We start from the raw sequence: 17,029 nt of genomic DNA, 5'->3' as shown, positions 1-17,029 counted from the left end.
CTGATCTACGCAAGCTGGTTGAGTTCAAAGATGGGCAACAAAATCGCGATCATAATAAAGGCGATAGAAATACCCATAATGACAACGATGGCTGGTTCGAAGATACCCATAACCGTGGTGAGCATCATTTCTAGCTCGCGCTCTTGGTTGGTTGCACAGTGTTTAAGTTGTTTGTCCAGAGTGCCGTTCGCCTCACCACTGGCTGTCATTTGCACAAGCAATGGTGGAAACCAACCGGCGTTTTTTAAGGCTTTGTGTAACGATCCACCTTCTTGTACGGAGCGACTGACATCGGTGCAAGCATGACGCAGCGCAGTGTTAGATAAAACCTGGGTGGCAATTCTTAGCGCCTGTAGCAAGGGCACGCCACTTTCTACTAAAAGGCTGAGTGTTCCAGCAAATCGCGAACTCTCGGCAAGTAGAATGACATCTTTTACGAGGGGTACCTTTAGCGTGAAGCTGTGCCAAGCACGCAGGTTCTTCTCGTTTTTTAGCAGCGATTTAAAACCAAAAATCGCGGCGATTATGGCAATGAGTATGTAAATACCGTAGTTGCTCAGGCCGTTACTTGCTCCAATTAGAACCCTAGTGATAAAGGGTAATTCTCGCTCGCTACGTTGGAACATACCAACAAGGTCTGGAACCACAAAGACCATCAAGATAGCAACAACGCTGACACTCACGCACAACAACACAATGGGATAAATCATCGCCGCTTTAAGCTTACTTGCCGTGTATTGGCTGCGCTCAATGTATTCGGCAAGCTGCTCTAAAACCTGCCCTAGATAACCCGAAGATTCACCGGCGCGAACCATGGAGCGATACATGTTATCGAAGCTTTTTGGGTGCTCGCCGAACGCCTGTGCAAGTGAGTGGCCTTCTAAAACGCGGCTGCGAATACTCAATAAGATTGATTGAGTTGAAGGTTTGGTGGTCTGTTTGGCGGCGGTATTGATCGCCTCGTCTAGAGGCAGACCCGATAACAGTAGAGATGCCAACTGGCGGGTGATTAGGGCTCGTTCTTTAACTGTTAACTTAGGGCCAAACAAACCCGAAAGAAACGATTTGTTCTTACTCGCTTTAGCGCCGGTATTTTTAGACTTTTTATCGTTAGTTGACGATACGGTTAAAGGTTTGAGTTGCTGTGTACGTAACTGAGCGCGAACTTGACGTTCGCTGTCACCTTCGATAACACCTTTAACGGTTTTACCCGTCGAATTAAGAGCTGTATAAGTAAATGCTGCCATGATTACATCGCCGTGGTTACACGCATGACCTCTTCAATGCTGGTATCGCCGGCTAAAACACGCTTGCGACCATGCTCGGTGATGGAATCAGATTGGGTGCGAGCTTCGGCTTCGAGCACATGCTCACCCACGTCTTCGTGAATAAGCTTACGCAGACGATCGGTGATCTCAATCCACTCGTAAATTGCACTTCGACCACGATAACCTTGGTGATGGCATTCATCACAGCCGACGGCACGGTATATGGTATCTGTGGCTGACAGGTTGAGGTGACGTTGTTCGGCCGGTGTTGGATGATCTTCGCGCTTACATTTGTTGCACAGCATTCGAATTAAGCGCTGTGACATTACTGCGGTCAAACTCGAAGACAACAAGAATGGCTCTATGCCCATGTCTTGCAAGCGTGTTACCGCACCAATCGCCGTATTGGTATGTAGGGTTGATAACACCAAGTGACCCGTCAAACTGGCCTCAACGGCAATGGAGCCGGTTTCTTGGTCTCGAATCTCACCGATCATCACCACATCCGGGTCTTGACGCAAAATTGCCCGTAGGCCGCGTGCAAAGGTCATATCAATTTTTGAGTTAACTTGAGTTTGACCAATGCCCGGCAGCATATACTCCACCGGATCTTCAATGGTCAAAATGTTCCTACTGCGATCGTTGATGTGCGACAAACCAGCATAAAGAGTGGTTGTTTTACCGGAACCGGTAGGACCGGTCACCAGAATAATGCCGTGCGGTTTATTCAATGAGCCGGAAAAGCCTTCGTAAACGGCTTCAGGCATGTTGATTTGTTTCAGAGATAACTGGCCAGCAGTGGTATCCAGCAGACGCAATACCACGCGTTCGCCATGTGCCGAAGGAATTGTAGAAAGTCGAATATCGAGGCCGTGACCGGCGAGCTTTACCGTGATGCGTCCGTCTTGAGGTAAGCGTTTCTCGGCAATATCGAGCTTCGCCATAACCTTTAAACGGGAAACCAACAAAGGTGCTAAAACAGCTTTGGGCGACAACATTTCGTTGAGAACGCCGTCGACACGGAATCGAACGGCTACGCGGTCTTCGTAGGGCTCAATGTGTATATCCGATGCCTTCTCGCGTACCGCCTGAGACAAAATGGCGTTGATTAGACGAATAACCGGTGCGTCGTCGTTGCCGGAAAGCAGCTCTTGGTCATCGCTTAATTCTTCAGCCAGAGAGCCAAGATCGATATCGCTGCCAAGATCATCGGCAACTTCGTCTGCGGCTTGTTGTGCAGAGCCGCTGGAGCCGTGATACATCTCTTTGAGTGCACGTTGGAATTCTTCATCAGATATGGCGACGGTTATAAAGCCGCGGCCGAGATGACGTTGCAGCTCAAGCAGCATAGGCAGGCCTAAGCGGCCGCGATGAAGAATTTGTCCGTCTTTCAAAATGACGCCATGGGCGCTGGCATAATGAAACGGCAAGGCTCGTTCGTAGTCCTCATCAACCGGGGCGGCAGCCACGGTTGCTGGGTCTAGTTCGATGGTTTGTTCTTCGGTGTCAAAGGCTTGTTCTGCCATGATTAAATCCGGGCCTAGTTACTTTCTTCGCTGGTTTCTTCTTGCGGCTTGTCTTTTTTCTTCGACTTCTTCAAGCGCTGAGCTTCAAGTTCGGCAGCCTTAGTAGCGTAGCCTGATAAGTCGGTCTCTGGAGAGATTGGCCACTCAGGAACAACGGGCAGTAAATCTTTCTTCAGACTGAGACCTTTTTGGCGACGAGCGCTGAGTTGCTGTTCGCGAATAAATTTGTATTTTTCAGCCGTGGTGCCGGTTAGCGTTTCGTCATCGCGAATAACAGTAGCGCGGATAAATACCAATAAGTTGGTCTTGGTCACTCGATCACTGTTAGAGCGGAATAAACGCCCCATAACTGGAATGCTACCTAAAATAGGCACACGGGACTGGAAGGTTTGCACGTTATCGCGCATTAGTCCGCCCAATACGACAACTTGGCCGTCACTGGCTAAGACTTGAGTGGTGATGGAGCGTTCGTTGGTGATTACATCCGACGCACTGGTTTCACCAGTCAAGCTTGATACTTCTTGCTCGATATCGAGAATAATTTTGTCGCCTTCGTTAATGTGTGGCGTTACGCGCAAGGTGATACCAACGTTTTGGCGCTCGATAGTCTGGAACGGGTTGTTCACGTTACCTTCGGTGCTGGTAAAGCTACCGGTTACGAAAGGTACTTCCTGACCGACGGAGATTTCGGCTTCGTGGTTGTCGGTGGTTAACACGCTCGGCGTTGAAAGAATGTTTGAATTGGTTTTTTCTTGCAGCGCGTTAACCAAAGCAATAAAGCCTTTTTCGCCGTCGAAATCGCCGACACCAAAAGTAGTGCCAGTGATCGAGCCGATAGCGCCAGCAATATCTTCGATTACGTCGTCGTCATCCGATAATGCGATTGAGCCCGCGCCCGACAAGATGCCATCACCCAGTGAGCTGGAGCCAAAACCACCGTTTTCAGAGGCGAATAACCATTGAATACCTAAATCTTTGCCGTCAACGTCTTCAAGCTCCGCAATAACCGCTTCAACTAAGACTTGAGCGCGGCGAATATCGAGTCGCTCAACGACTTGTAACAATGAGTCGAGAGTATCGCCTTCGGCGGTGATCAATAGAGCGTTAGTAGATTCGTCAGCTTCTACCGACGGGCGAATACCACCGCCGCCAGTTGCTGCCGCAGCATCGCCGCCACCTTGTGACAAGTTTTGCAGGAGCTGCTGAAGGGTTTGCGCAACCTCGGTGGCATTGGCGTATTCAAGATACAAAACGCGCACGTTACCGGTTTGGGCTTGCGGACGGTCAAGACGAGCAATCAAATCTTTTACTCGGTTGCGTTGTACCTGGTCGCCGCTGACCAATAAAGAGTTGGTCCGAGCGTCGGCAACCATTTTTAGGCTACCGGTGTCTTTTCCGGCATCGCCACTGAGCAATGCTTCCATCATTTGCAGAGCATCAGAAACCGGTGCATATTCAAGCTGAATAACTTCGGTTTGAGATACGGCGGCGCCGTCAATTTGTGCAATAACTTGCTTGACGCGCTCAATGTTGGCGGCGGTATCAGAAATTACGATGGAGTTACTGGGGTCGTAAGCTGCCATGTGTGCATGTTGAGCGACCAGAGGACGTAATACCGGCAGTACTTTAGCCGCTGAAATGTTGCGCAGTGTAACAACTTCAGTGATGTATTCATCACCAGCTTGTGCGGCCTTTTCACCGGTCACAGGAATGGGTGAAGAGCGTACGTCTTTGTTTGGTACAACACGCACCACGTTACCGTTTTCAAAAGCGGTAAAGCCGTGTAACTCTAAAATAGATAATAATAATGCGTAAGCTTGATCGCGAGTAACTTCACCGTTGGTAAATACCTGCACCTTACCTTTAACGCGTGGATCTATGATCACGGTTTTATTGGTGGCTTCGGCAACAAAGCGAATAACCTCAACAATATCAGCGTCGTTAAAGCTGAGGGTTAGTTTCTCAGTTTCGCGGTCCTGTGCGTATGTGTGACCGGCACACAATAGTAGCGCTGCTAACAAAAATCGGCGCACGTTAATCCTCACTCTTCGGTATTTGCATCAAGCTCGATGTTTATAGATTGGCTCTGGCCATCGCGCAAAAGGGTGACTCTTGCGCTGGTGGCTTCACGCATTTCGCGGTAAACCTGTGTAATGCTGCCAGAGTTATTCAGCGCAATGCCGTTTATCTCTGTAACTATGTCGTTAGGTTGTAAGCCCAACTGGTCAAAAATTTCTCTGTCGCGGCCTGGGCGAATTCGGTAGCCGACAATATCGGTACCCTCACGAGCCACGCTAAATTTAATAACTTCGGCGAGTGACTTTGGCGCTCGTGTAACTACGCGAGGTTCAGTATCGTCTTCGTCGTCGTCATCCTCGTCATCGGAAGCGGTGGATGAATTGGGGTCAACGCCCGCCTCTTCTAGCGCTTCGTTAAGAATTTCTTGTGGGTCACGGGTAACTCGACCCAGTGAAACATTGCTACGAGCAGAATCGTTTCGCGAGTTACCTAAGTCACTGTTAGGTTCAAAGAGACGAAGAGATTCGTTATTACCGTTGTTATCGAGGATAACTTGATTTGCTTGAACCTGAAGTAACTTGACATTGTTGCCACCGGGTAGGCTATCGCCAACTTTGTACGCTTTTTCGTCGCGCGCATGAGCGATAAAGGCTTCAGAGTTTTCTGGGATGCTACTTTTAATAACACCCTTCAATGTTAGGTTCAGAGAGGTCTCGCGAGCATCTTCGATGATATCGGTGGCGACTGGAGCAACCTCTTCAACTGCTGCTGTGGCATCAACAGAGCCAAACAATTCAATAGCGGCTAAAGATTCAATATCGATTGAGCCTTGATTTGCGCCTGTATTGACCTCAATAACCACATTTCTGGGAGCCGCCGATGACGGTTCTGGGAGAGTAGGTGCAGGTAATAAGGCCCAAAATAGATTTGCAAGGTTACTGCAAGCCCAAAGTAGAAATACCACCACCAAAATATTGCGAGCCAATATCAGCGTGCTGGGCTTGCCCAAGCTTTGCTTAAGTATCGCTGGTAGATGACTAACTGCTTGATTCATGTCTGAGCTTCTGTTGCAAGTTTAGGTGTTGGTTTTTGAATTACCGTTGTACAAAAAATGATAGCTTCTCTGAGTCCCAGCTCAGATGGTAGAAATTAAATTTGGTTCTCGCTGTGATAAAAACGGAACTTATTGATTTGTTCATATGACGAACTCAATCAATCCATAATACCCGTTATCGATTGCGGCCTTCTACTGCCATCCTTAAAAAACCGTTGTTTATAATTACTTTTTCAGTAATTAGTTTAAGTATTGTTTCAGTGGTCGCCCAAAAAATAATCATTTTTGAGAAGTCGACGACTCTCAAAATATTAGGCACTTGTGCACCGAAATTTTGAAAAACGCTAAAATAATCGTTAGCAAATATTGGCAGCCAAATTGTTATTGCTTTAGCAATTCACTTTTGGCCGACGCATAATGCTACAAAATTATGACGGTTTGGCGTCACTAATTTACAGGTATAAAGTCGAAAAACATCAAGCTGGGTGCCACCATTTAAGCGATCCTGCTCAAATTTTGGCTTTAGAGCGGAGGTTTTCTCCAAAAACCGATCGGTTAATATAATAACTCCGATTACCCAGCTGACGTATTAGTTTAGGAGCACATCATGAGTAAAATTTTCCTTTTGCAAAATCACCAAGGATTTTTCCTCAATCGTCAGGGGTTATGGGTCAGTGGTCGTGAGCCCGCAGGGCTATTTCGTGCCGTTAATAAAGATGAGGCGGTTAACGAAGTTTTTGAGGTAAGTGCTCGCGATTATAGTCAACGTATTAGCATTGTTGAGACCGAGACCACAGAAAAGGGTGTGCCTGTTGTTGATCCGAGTTGGATCTCTGATTTACCCGAGCCGGGTTCGATAGTTGCCGCATCCGATGAAGAGATCGCAGTGGCAGAAGAAACCGGCACGAAATCTGTTAGCGATGAAAAAACCAACGATGAATTCGTATTGGAACAAACTTTTGTTCAAGATTTTGGTGATAAGACTATAGAATTCGTTGCTGATCAAAACCACGCTGGTGCAGACTCAACGACCGACGAAACCGATACCGTTGAGGCTGAGTCGTGTGACCCTGATGAATACACTGAAATTACTGCCGAGCAAACCGCATAAATAATCTCGGTAAGCGGGTAGTGTTTGTAACAACGGCTTTGAATTAAGCCGATTAAGGAGGCCTCTTGGCTACGTTCGACAAACTTCTTAACGATCTTAAAAAGCCTGAAAACTCTCCGCTTTTGTATGGCATTTTGCGTGGCCTAGAAAAAGAAAGTCTACGCGTGACGGAGGCTGGTGAACTGGCCCAAACTCCGCATCCTAAAAAATTGGGGTCGGCATTAACCCACCCGCAAATCACCACAGATTTTAGCGAATCATTGTTGGAATTCATTACTCCGCCTTCTCATCAGGTTGGTGCAGTTATCGAAAACCTAATGGCAACGCATCAGTTTACCTACGGTCATTTAAACGGTGAGCATCTTTGGCCGGCAAGTATGCCGTGTCTTTTAGAAGACGATGAAGATATTCCGGTCGCTCTTTATGGCAACTCCAACGTTGGCCGCATGAAAACCATTTATCGGCTGGGGCTGGGTCATCGCTATGGCCGTAAAATGCAGACCATCGCTGGCATACACTACAACTTTTCACTGCCAAGCCCGTTCTGGGCGCATTTACACGGCCTAGAGCAATCAAAACTGGATTTACAAGAATTCAGAACCAACCGTTATTTCGACCTAATTCGCAACTTCCGCCGTTATTTTTGGTTGTTACTGTATTTGTTTGGCGCATCACCTGCGGTATGTGGTTGTTTTGTTGAAGATAAAAACCACTGCCTAGAAAAATTTGATGATGAGGGCAAAACCTATTATCGGCCCTATGCGACGTCGCTTCGCATGGGTGATTTGGGCTACCAAAGCGACGCTCAAACCAGCCTGTTGGTTGATTACAACGATTTACGTTCATATCTTCGCACGCTTTGTCGAGCAATCAACACCCCTTACGAGGGTTACCAAAATATTGGTACCCGAGACGAGACCGGTGAATATCTGCAGTTGAATACTTCGCTGTTACAAATCGAAAACGAGTTCTACAGTTCCATTCGTCCCAAGCGCACGGCGCGTACAGATGAAACTGCATTAACGGCGTTGTTCTATCGCGGTGTTGAATACTTAGAGGTGCGCTGTTTGGATTTAAACCCTTATGAGCCGCTGGGTATTTCGCGCGATCAGATGTTGTTCTTAGATACCTTCTTGTTGTATTGCTTGTTAACTCCAAGCCCTCAAACCTTCGAACAGGAATTCCGTGCCATTCAGGAAAACCAAAAGCGCACCGTGTATAACGGTCGTGATCCCGCCATCAAGCTGATTGATAATGGCGACGAAAAGCCGCTGCGCAAATGGGGCCAAGAGTTGTTAACGGCCATGGAACCGGTGGCAGAATTGTTAGATCTTTCCTGCGGCAATCAAGGCTACATGAGTGCTCTTAAAGCGCAATCTGCGGTGATTGAAGATCCTGAACTTACGCCTTCTGCGCGAGTTTTGCGCAATATGCGTGAAAACAACCAGACTTTCTTCGAACATACGATGGAGCTCGCTCAGCAGCATTCACAGTACTTTAAGCGGGTGGGTATTGATGATTCTGCCAATGAACGCTTACAGGCCATGGCTGAATCTTCTCTGTTGGAGCAAGCCACCATCGAAGTTAAAGATGATCTAGGCTTTGATGAATACCTAAGCGATTATTACGCCCAATACGACTTTTGCGCACGCGCGTAATTAGGTTGTTAGCCGCTGGTTAAGCCGTGAATTATCTTGCCCACATTTTAGTATCTGGCGATCTTGAAGATCATCAAGTGGGCGGATTTCTTGGTGATTTTGTTAAAGGGCCGCTTACCGGCGCTTGGCCTTTAGCCGTTGAGCAGGGCATTTGGTTGCATCGCAAGCTAGATGCTTGGTCCGATCAAGATTCAACCTTCAAATCGATTGCCGAAAAGTTGGGGGCAAAGCATCGTCGCATTGCGCCCATCATTATCGATTTGGCGATCGATCATTTCCTGTGTTTGCAGTGGTCGCAATTTCACGATCAAACTCTGGAATCGTTTACTCAAGATTTTTATCAAAATTTGTCGCGATTTGAGTTGATTTTACCGAAATCTGCGCAGATCTGGCTGCAACACGCGCAAAATACCGATCTGTTGGCGGGTTACGGAAATCTTCCCAGACTAGGTCGAATTGTGGATAGCATGGAGATGCGTCGCCGAAGACCCTTGGGATTGGATCAAGCCTTCGTTGCATTTTTGCAGCATTACGACGAGATCGCAGAAGGTTTTGACGCTTTATTTCCTATATTGCAACAACGTGCCCGGCAACATCTTAATGAGCTGCCCGAACACTTTAAGGGTTAACTATTCTGTAGAGCGCTCTATTTGAGTCTCTATTTAAACAAGCAGTATTGAGCAAAGTCTTTGGCTTCGTTTACCGTCCAGTCGCCGCTGGGCTTTTCCTTCAATTGTTCACACCATTTTTTGCTACCCACCTCTGGTGCACAGCCTGCGAGTGTAATTCCAATCAGAGCCACAGCAATTACCATTAATTTCATAACACCATTCCAACGTTAAGCGACATTATTGTTGGTGCGCAGTTTAGCGAAACTTGGCAATCTTAGTAACGAAAAGTCTGTAACGAACTAGATCAGTAACAAACTAATCCAGTAATAAATTAGGCCAGTAACAAATTAGGCCACAGCAGATTGTTGAGTCTCAACGGAGTGAGGTTTGGAAATACCTTGGCCGATAACCGCTTGGCGAAGTGTTGTTAATGCGGCTAACTCGGTTTCACGCTGATGGCAAATCATCAGTGTTGGCACTAAGGCCAGACTTTTAGGAACACGCTCAATAATTAACTCATCGCGAAAGCGGCTCGATTCCACCACCCAGCTTGGCATCAGCGTTAGTCCTAAACCCACGCTCACGCAACCTAAAATGCCGTCGAGAGTGCCGAGTTCTAAGATTTCTTGAGTTTGTTTTCCATACAACGATTGCCACTGCAAAGCGCGATCTCGATAGGTGCACCCTTCGCGAAACAGCATCAACGGTGTATCAGGATTTTGGTCGTGCTTGGCGCGCACCAGTACCAGTTCTTCCACCAAAACTTCGTCGGTGCTTAACGCCGGATTTTCGTAATGACCGCCGATAAACGCGCAATCAAGCTTATGTTGTAACACCTTGTTGATGAGTGTTTGCGAGGTGTTGGTTTCGATTTTAATCTGAATACCCGGATGAGCTTTACGCAATTCTTTTAGGGCGAGAGGTAAGCGATAGGACGCAAAGGTCTCCATGGTGCCAATACGAATTTCACCGCGGTTGTAACCCACCTCTTTTACCGCCAAAGAAGCGAGTTTTTCCATTTGAATGAGTTCGCGAGCATGTTTGGCGAGTTCTCGTCCACTGGGCGACAGCTCCAAACCACGGCCGCTGCGATAAAACAGCTCGGTACCAAGTTCTTGTTCTAAACGCTTAATACGACTGGTGACGTTGGATTGAACCGTATGCAGTGCCTTAGAGGCCGCTAGCACACCGCCCTCATCGATAACGGCAAGAAAGGTTTGTAAGGCCTGTATTTCCATGATGTTAACTCGTTGAAAACTTAAGTATCTCAATTAGAGAATAATTACATCTGTATAATTCGCTTGAAGAGATTAAAGCGTTTAATTACTGTTTGCGCAAGAATTTGAAAGGTGTTTGTAAATGGTTGTATTGAGCGAACAGTCGCGAGTCATGGGTGCTGGAATTGCGAGTCTGTTGCTAACCATAGGCATCGCTCGATTTGCCTACACGCCGTTATTGCCCATTATGCAGTCACAAACCGGATTAGGTTTGGCCGAAGGCGGTTGGTTGGCCTCGGGTATTTATTTGGGTTACCTGTGCGGTGCTTTTATAGCTGCTAGCGTGAAGAGTTTAGCCACCAAAGATCTTTTCTATCGCATTGGTTTATTGCTGGCGGTTATCAGTTCGGCTGGCATGGCCATTACCGAAAACTTTTGGCTGTGGATGTTCTTCCGCTTTTTAGCCGGACTCAGCGGTACCGCAGGAATGCTCTTGGCTTCTGCGCTGATTTTAAATTGGCGAACCAACCGACAACTTCGTCCAGAGCTTGGTGTGCACTTTTCGGGCGTTGGTATTGGTGTGGTGTTTACAGCGCTATTGGTTGAGGTTGTGGGTGACCTGTTTGACTGGCGCCAGCAATGGCTTCTATTAACGGCTATTTCGGTAGTTTTGGCGTTTATCGCTTGGATTTGGTTACCCAAGCCCGATGACAATGCCAAAGCCAAGCAAGCGACTGCGCAAGACAGTCCGCCAAGCCCTGGGTTTTTCAAATTATTTTTGGTGGCCTATTTCTGCGCCGGAATTGGTTACGTGGTGAGCATTACTTTTATTGTTGCCATCATTGAAGAACTACCCGGATTGCAAGGCTTAGGCAGTTGGGCGTTCATGATTATGGGGGTTGCCGCAGCACCGGCGTGTATTCTTTGGGATATCGTCGCTCGGCACATTGGTTATGTGATGACGTTGATTTGGGTTTCGGTCATTCACGTTGTGGGTATTTTATTACCGGTTCTTATTCCCACGTTTACCTTCGCATTTATCGGTTGTGCACTGTTTGGCGCTACCTTTATCGCACTTGTAAGTTTGGTGTTGACCATGAGTGGCCGCTACTTTCCAAGTCGTCCCGCCAAAATGATGGGCAAGATGACGGTTGCCTATGGTTTTGCGGTGATACTTGGCCCTGCCGTGACGGGTTTGTTGGCCGAAAAAACCGGCAGTTACGCCTCGGGTTTGTATTTTGCCGCCGCCGTTATGAGCTTGGGGTGCGTGTTATTTATTGGTTTAAAGCTGTTGGAACGCAAGGAACAGCTTGCCGCCACAACTTAGGGTTTACCTAAAAGCGTCGTAATTATTGGCGCAGCTATCTAAAAGCAAGCAGTAGAGGAAGTCATCATGCCTTATGTGAACATTAAAATAACCCGCGAAGGGGCAACCGCAGAACAAAAAGCCGAGTTAATCGCCGGTGTTACCGAGTTATTGCGTACCACCCTCAACAAAAATCCGGCTACCACTGTGGTTGTTATCGATGAAGTTGAAACCGACAACTGGGGTATTGGTGGCGAAGTGGTAACCGAGCTTCGCAAAAAAGCAAAAGCGGCTAGTCGTTAACTTCTTTCACCAAGTGATTCAAGTTTTGATCGTTGTACATTGCCGAGCAATAACGGTTTAATCGTTATGCTTATGGCAAAGGTTAATACTGAATAATCCAGCACTGAACAATCCAGTGCCGAACGGTTTAGTGCTGGACAATAAAGTTATCGAAGTACAAGTCCACAACACCGCTTTCGCCCTCTTCGGCAGCCATGACAGAGTGCACTTCTTCTAAGGCGGCTTGTCGGAGTAGTTCTTTACCGGCTTGCGTGGTGATGGTGTCATCGGTTTGCTTGCTCAGCAACAAAACAATGTTGTTGCGTAAATACGGTAAATGATGACGGACTTGATCTGCGGTGATGGTGTCTTTTACACGCACGGTAATATCGGCTTTGATATAACGTAACTTATCGGCACCACCGTAATTGACGACAAACGATGGTTTTAGAGGCACGTAAATGGCGGCGATTGGTTCAGCCACCTCGCCTTCGGCTTCTTTTTCGTCTTCGGCGAATGCCAGACCTGCGTAGCCCATCCAAACGCAGGCCATTGTCGTTAAAATTCGGTTGCTAATGTTCATGGTTGGCCTCGACTTGAATTAATTTTGTAACGGGCTTACGCCTGTTGCCACTGTTAGGAGAATTTAGCTTGTCTGCGTCTGTTGCATGGTTACCGGGAATTCGGCTGACCAACTTCATCATCTTTTTGGGCTGTGTTGGTTTAATGCTTGTCGGCCTGTACATGCAGTACTTTATGGGTCTTGTTCCTTGTGCGTTGTGTATCACCCAACGTGTATTCATTATAGCCACTGGATTGTGGGCGCTCATTGCAGTTGCCGTACATCACCCAGTTTGGGCGCGTCGAACACTGGCAGTGTTGGGAATCTTAAGCTCGATTGCGGGCGGATTTTTTTCTTCTCGCCAGCTTTGGTTGCAAAGCCTTCCCGAAGGCCAAGCACCGGCGTGCGGGCCATCGCTGAACTACCTCTTAGATGCGTTCCCACTACAAGAAGCACTGACGTTACTGTTACGCGGCGACGGCAACTGTGCAGAAATTTCATGGACGTTTTTGGGAATTAGTATTCCCGGCTGGACACTGGTCGCGTTCATTGGTTTGGTATTATTTAATCTCTGGCAGCTATTACGCCGGAACTGAGTAACGTGTGTTAATCAAAGGTTTTCTGTTTTTATTTATTTTTCAGGCTTTGGGCGAGCTATTGGTACGCTGGTTTAACCTGATCATTCCAGGCTCGGTAATTGGGCTTTTATTGTTATTTATCTACCTGTTGTTCATGCCCACACCTGAGCCGTTGCAAAAAGTTGCCGATGGCCTTGTGCGAAGCCTCAGCTTGTTCTTTTTACCGGCCGGTGTTGGCTTGTTCTTTTTGCCTGAAAACATTCTTTCACAGTGGCCGGCGTTACTGGCGGCCATGGTTTTAGGTACCGCGGTAGCTCTGTTTATTTGTGCACTTATTTTACGTTGGATCAGTAGACCATGAGTTTTGACAGCGCCGTCGATGCGCTCTTTTCGTCGCCTTTGTTTAACGTAACGCTCACCCTATTAGCCTTTCAGGTGGGTTTGATTTGCTACGAAAAAGTCGGTCGCAAAGCGTGGATGCACCCGGTGGTTATGGGTACCGTAATCATTGTTGGCTTTATCTTATTAACACCCCACGAATACCCAACCTACTTTAAAAACAACGAATTACTGTTGTTCTTTTTAGGTCCGGCAACGGTCGCCCTCGCAGTGCCCTTGCGCAATGAACTAAAAACCCTGCGCGGTATTGCCGTACCTGCGTTGGTTATCATTGCCCTAGGTTCAGTGATTGCGCCTTTAACGGCGTTGGGTGCGGCGTGGTTGTTTGGTGCCGACGAACAGGTGCTGGTGAGCTTGCTCGCAAAATCGGTAACCAGTCCAATTGCCATTGGTGTTACCGAAAACCTAGGTGGCTTGGTATCGCTCATCACCGCCGTAACACTTTTTACCGGTATTGCCGGTGCGTTGATGGGGCCAACCATCTTTAAAATAGCTGGCCTTACCGACGATCGCTTGCAAGGTATTCTTTTGGGGGTGCTGGCCCACGGCGTGGGTACGGCGCGCGGATTTGAAATCAGCGTTCGCTGCGGCGCTTTAGCGGGTTTGGGAATGGGCTTAACCGGTACCTTTAGTGCGTTTATGCTACCCTACCTAAAGATTGTTTTGTTCGGTTAATCCCACCTCGCTTCGATAATCTCTACGTTAAACCGAAAAGCTCAACAATTCCTGTTGAGCTTGCTTGGTTATCAGCTTTAAACCCTTCTTATTGAAAATCTTCAAGTCGTCTGTGGTGGGCCAAGATTTGTACGGGAATTGTATTTCGGCCCGCTGTGATTTGGCTTCTGTAGGGTTTTGTAGATATTGCTTCAACAGCGTTGATGCCATACGGCCATGGGCCATTGAAGATTGTAGATAACTATCGTGTTTTTGAGCGCTATGAAAATCTTGTATCAGTAAAGGCCCTTCATCGATTGCCTCGGTAATTTCGTGCAAACTTACCGACACTTCATGGGCTTGGCGTAGATATTTTTGAAATATCGGATCAACGCCGCGATCATCTGGCAAAAAAGATGGATGGATATTCACAGTTTTATTTACGGCATTTAAAAACGGTTTTTTTAAAATTTGATCGCAACCATTAACGACCACAAGATCAGGGTTGATAGAGCTCAACTCTCTGATACAGGCTTCAGAATTAAAATTATTCGATGTAATAACATCAAAGCCAAAATGATAGGCGAGCTTATCTAAACTCCAAAGATTATCGTGTACAGACTCAAACGCTTTACTTTGCTGATGAATTTTCGCCATTAACGATTGATTGGCCGCCAAAAATAAAAAATAGCGTAAGCCGAATCGATTGAGTAAAAATACGGTGTCGGCAATTCCGGTTATTTTACGTTTATCAATAACCACCGGTTTGGTTGACACCAAAACAGTATTCACCGAACCCTTGTCGCGACGTAAATAAACGTTTAAAAAATAAATAGAATATAAGGTTGGAAGTGTTGCTAGAATAATTTTCACAAATATATAAGCCGCTACACCACTGCCATTGATTTTAAAATGTGCAGTGCGTTCGTTTTAGAAACCAAGCCCGGTCTGAGTTTATAATCAAACTCAAAATTAACACCGTGATTTTGCTCAGATAAAGACTCTTGAAAATGATATTGCTCGACAATGGCATCGACCTCCGATGACCTCGCAATGGAAATATCGTTGGTCGAAATTAACCCATAACCACCGTAGGTTTCGAGCTTTTTTAATAATTCTACAAAGACAAATTTACGTTCTAAATCGTTAGAACCTCGTAGAACTTCGTCCAATAAAAATAACGTATTGGTATCGTTTTCACTGCGAATACGTTCTAGCTTCTCGATAATGGCCTTAATTTTTATGACTTCGGCCATAAATAGCGAAACACCGTCGAGCAGTGAGTCAGAAATATGCATACTCGTGAGAACTTCTATGCGCGGCATAGATAGGCGTGACGCGCAAACCACAGAGCCGATCATCGCCAATTTTGCATTAACGCCTATGGTTCGTAAAAACGTGGTCTTACCAGACATATGTGAACCTGTAATAACACACACACGTTGTTGTTGGGTTAATTCAAACGAATTGGTAACTGCACTGTTTGCTGCTAAAAGCGGATGTGCGCCGTTTTCGATAACAATAGCGCTCGTTAAATTATTTTCGATGGTCGGTAGCGTCCAGCTTGGATTTTCGTAAGCCAGTGCCGCGAGTGTGGCCAGCGCTTCAAAATCGGCAACGGCTCTTAACCGTGTTTCGTAACGGTTATTAAAGCGATCTGCCCAGATATTTGCATTTAACAATACGTGTAAATCCCAGCACACCAATAACGAAATTACCGCGTAAGGAATCACGTTAAGGCGCAACTCAGAGAGCAAAATTAATTGATGCAAGCGCTCTAAGCTTTGTGAAAAATGTCCGTCTTGATCCGACAATTGTGCCTGTAAATCTTTTAACTGACGGTTGTCTGTAGAAAGCTGTTCAATAGACGCGCTGAGCTCTTTTAAACCATTAATCTGCTCGGGCTTAATATTAATGTGAAAATACAGATTTTTAACTTGAGCGGAATTTTTTACGATTAAAACAATGTTACCAAGAACATAGAGTGATGGTAATAAAGGCGAAATAATTGAAAAAGCACTAGCGCCGATGGCGCCTAACCCCAATAGATTCCACGCCAGTAATAAGCGGCGATTAATAACCGATGCACGGCCCTTTTGCGGCTGTGTTTTCAGCCATTGTGTTAATAAGGTCAGTTGGTTGATTTCGCCAATTTTCAAACCCAGAGCATTAATGTGCTGACGAAAATCGAGCAAAGTTTTTAAGGCTTGTTGTGCGGCTTGCCGTTCATAAATGACCTCGGTACGTGCGGGTTCTTTTAACCAAGCTTTAATGCGTGAAAAACCCAGCGGTGAACTGATGCAATTAATTAGCGATAAAAATGACTTAGTACCACCAATGTTAAGGTCGTGCCAAAAAATAGCATCGTCGGTGTCATCTTTGGCTTGATCCAGAGATGTCCAATCGCGACAAATGCGCGCTAAGGTTCTTTGGTTAATAGCAAGAAGATCGCAATGGTGATTTTTATTGCGATTGATTTTTTGGTAACGTCTAACAATAACAATGAATAGTACCAATGAAATAACGCTTGGAATTACCAAAAACAAACCGTGTTCTAAAAAAGCCAACGGCCCAATAAATCCCAAAAAGAGCGTTACACGAATTTTAGACAATAGCGCCAGTTGTTTGTTTTGTTGCTCTATTTGCGCTTGGTAAAAATCTCGCTTGGCTTCTATCTGATCAATTACCGCCTGTTGTGCTTTAGAAGATTCATTCGCTGTAGCGTTTTCAACCCTAGATTCTGCGTGTGTCACAAATTACCTGCGTTTTGTTATCGTCGTAAAA

At 46.4% G+C, this 17,029-nt stretch carries 17 protein-coding genes; 8 read left to right on the top strand and 9 right to left on the bottom strand.

Annotation, left to right across the window (positions count from 1 at the left end; all coding sequences use genetic code 11):
* Positions 1-5: 5 nt before the first annotated feature.
* Genes gspF through gspC form a run of 4 tightly spaced genes read right to left on the bottom strand, consistent with a single transcriptional unit; the run spans position 6 to position 5,867 of the window.
* Entirely contained in the window at positions 6-1,247 is a 1,242-nt protein-coding gene (gene gspF / locus ACYQ28_RS07375; protein ID WP_460049168.1) for a type II secretion system inner membrane protein GspF, read from the bottom strand.
* A 2-nt stretch (positions 1,248-1,249) separates the two neighbouring features.
* A complete protein-coding gene (gspE, locus tag ACYQ28_RS07370; RefSeq protein ID WP_460049166.1) occupies positions 1,250-2,794 on the bottom strand; it encodes a type II secretion system ATPase GspE in 1,545 nt (514 codons plus the stop codon).
* 14 nt (positions 2,795-2,808) lie between these two features.
* Positions 2,809-4,827 carry a type II secretion system secretin GspD gene (gene gspD, locus ACYQ28_RS07365; protein WP_460049164.1) on the bottom strand — a complete coding sequence of 673 codons (2,019 nt, stop codon included), beginning with the start codon at positions 4,825-4,827 and terminating at the stop codon, positions 2,809-2,811.
* Positions 4,828-4,835: 8 nt separating this feature from the next.
* Positions 4,836-5,867 (bottom strand): type II secretion system protein GspC, encoded by a 1,032-nt coding sequence (gene gspC, locus ACYQ28_RS07360; protein WP_460049162.1) that lies wholly within the window; start codon positions 5,865-5,867, stop codon positions 4,836-4,838.
* Between the two features lie 607 nt (positions 5,868-6,474).
* On the opposite strand from gspC, the gene ACYQ28_RS07355 reads away from it, so the two are divergent.
* From ACYQ28_RS07355 to ACYQ28_RS07345, 3 genes are all read left to right on the top strand, one after another.
* Complete coding sequence (locus ACYQ28_RS07355) at positions 6,475-6,978, top strand: hypothetical protein (protein ID WP_460049161.1); 504 nt, start codon at positions 6,475-6,477, stop codon at positions 6,976-6,978.
* A 65-nt stretch (positions 6,979-7,043) separates the two neighbouring features.
* Positions 7,044-8,636, top strand: a complete 1,593-nt coding sequence (gene gshA / locus ACYQ28_RS07350) for a glutamate--cysteine ligase (RefSeq protein ID WP_460049159.1) — start codon at positions 7,044-7,046, stop codon at positions 8,634-8,636.
* A gap of 26 nt (positions 8,637-8,662) precedes the next feature.
* Positions 8,663-9,265, top strand: a complete 603-nt coding sequence (locus tag ACYQ28_RS07345; protein ID WP_460049158.1) for an acyl carrier protein phosphodiesterase — start codon at positions 8,663-8,665, stop codon at positions 9,263-9,265.
* A 29-nt stretch (positions 9,266-9,294) separates the two neighbouring features.
* Here the strand turns inward: ACYQ28_RS07345 and ACYQ28_RS07340 are convergent, their stop codons facing one another.
* Both ACYQ28_RS07340 and ACYQ28_RS07335 read right to left on the bottom strand, forming a co-directional pair.
* Entirely contained in the window at positions 9,295-9,459 is a 165-nt protein-coding gene (locus ACYQ28_RS07340) for a DUF3012 domain-containing protein (RefSeq protein ID WP_460049157.1), read from the bottom strand.
* Between the two features lie 135 nt (positions 9,460-9,594).
* Positions 9,595-10,485 carry a LysR family transcriptional regulator gene (locus ACYQ28_RS07335; RefSeq protein ID WP_460049156.1) on the bottom strand — a complete coding sequence of 297 codons (891 nt, stop codon included), beginning with the start codon at positions 10,483-10,485 and terminating at the stop codon, positions 9,595-9,597.
* A gap of 121 nt (positions 10,486-10,606) precedes the next feature.
* Here ACYQ28_RS07335 and ACYQ28_RS07330 point away from each other — a divergent pair, with 121 nt between their 5' ends.
* Both ACYQ28_RS07330 and ACYQ28_RS07325 read left to right on the top strand, forming a co-directional pair.
* Positions 10,607-11,791, top strand: a complete 1,185-nt coding sequence (locus tag ACYQ28_RS07330) for a YbfB/YjiJ family MFS transporter (protein ID WP_460049155.1) — start codon at positions 10,607-10,609, stop codon at positions 11,789-11,791.
* A gap of 66 nt (positions 11,792-11,857) precedes the next feature.
* The gene (locus tag ACYQ28_RS07325) at positions 11,858-12,073 is read left to right on the top strand and encodes a 2-hydroxymuconate tautomerase family protein (RefSeq protein WP_460049153.1); all 216 of its coding nucleotides are present in this window, start codon (positions 11,858-11,860) and stop codon (positions 12,071-12,073) included.
* Between the two features lie 127 nt (positions 12,074-12,200).
* Here the strand turns inward: ACYQ28_RS07325 and ACYQ28_RS07320 are convergent, their stop codons facing one another.
* The gene (locus ACYQ28_RS07320; RefSeq protein WP_460049152.1) at positions 12,201-12,635 is read right to left on the bottom strand and encodes a flagellar basal body-associated FliL family protein; all 435 of its coding nucleotides are present in this window, start codon (positions 12,633-12,635) and stop codon (positions 12,201-12,203) included.
* Between the two features lie 68 nt (positions 12,636-12,703).
* Between ACYQ28_RS07320 and ACYQ28_RS07315 the strand changes: the two genes are divergently transcribed.
* The 3 genes from ACYQ28_RS07315 to ACYQ28_RS07305 are packed head-to-tail and all read left to right on the top strand — an operon-like array spanning position 12,704 to position 14,266.
* Positions 12,704-13,210: a disulfide bond formation protein B gene (locus tag ACYQ28_RS07315; protein ID WP_460049151.1), complete on the top strand. Its 507-nt coding sequence runs from the start codon at positions 12,704-12,706 to the stop codon at positions 13,208-13,210.
* A gap of 7 nt (positions 13,211-13,217) precedes the next feature.
* On the top strand, positions 13,218-13,553 hold the full coding sequence (locus ACYQ28_RS07310) for a CidA/LrgA family protein (RefSeq protein ID WP_460049150.1): 336 nt from the start codon (positions 13,218-13,220) through the stop codon (positions 13,551-13,553).
* Positions 13,550-14,266: an LrgB family protein gene (locus tag ACYQ28_RS07305; RefSeq protein WP_460049149.1), complete on the top strand. Its 717-nt coding sequence runs from the start codon at positions 13,550-13,552 to the stop codon at positions 14,264-14,266. Before ACYQ28_RS07310 ends, ACYQ28_RS07305 begins: the two co-directional genes overlap by 4 nt.
* A 27-nt stretch (positions 14,267-14,293) precedes the next feature.
* On the opposite strand, the gene ACYQ28_RS07300 is transcribed toward ACYQ28_RS07305, so the two are convergent.
* Both ACYQ28_RS07300 and ACYQ28_RS07295 read right to left on the bottom strand, forming a co-directional pair.
* Positions 14,294-15,118 carry a formyltransferase family protein gene (locus ACYQ28_RS07300; RefSeq protein ID WP_460049148.1) on the bottom strand — a complete coding sequence of 275 codons (825 nt, stop codon included), beginning with the start codon at positions 15,116-15,118 and terminating at the stop codon, positions 14,294-14,296.
* A 14-nt stretch (positions 15,119-15,132) separates the two neighbouring features.
* Complete coding sequence (locus ACYQ28_RS07295) at positions 15,133-16,998, bottom strand: MutS-related protein (RefSeq protein WP_460049147.1); 1,866 nt, start codon at positions 16,996-16,998, stop codon at positions 15,133-15,135.
* Positions 16,999-17,029 lie beyond the last annotated feature (31 nt).

This window comes from Sessilibacter sp. MAH1 (assembly GCF_054658315.1).
Note: the sequence above shows the minus strand (reverse complement) of the source record. Positions and strands in the feature narration are given on the sequence as shown.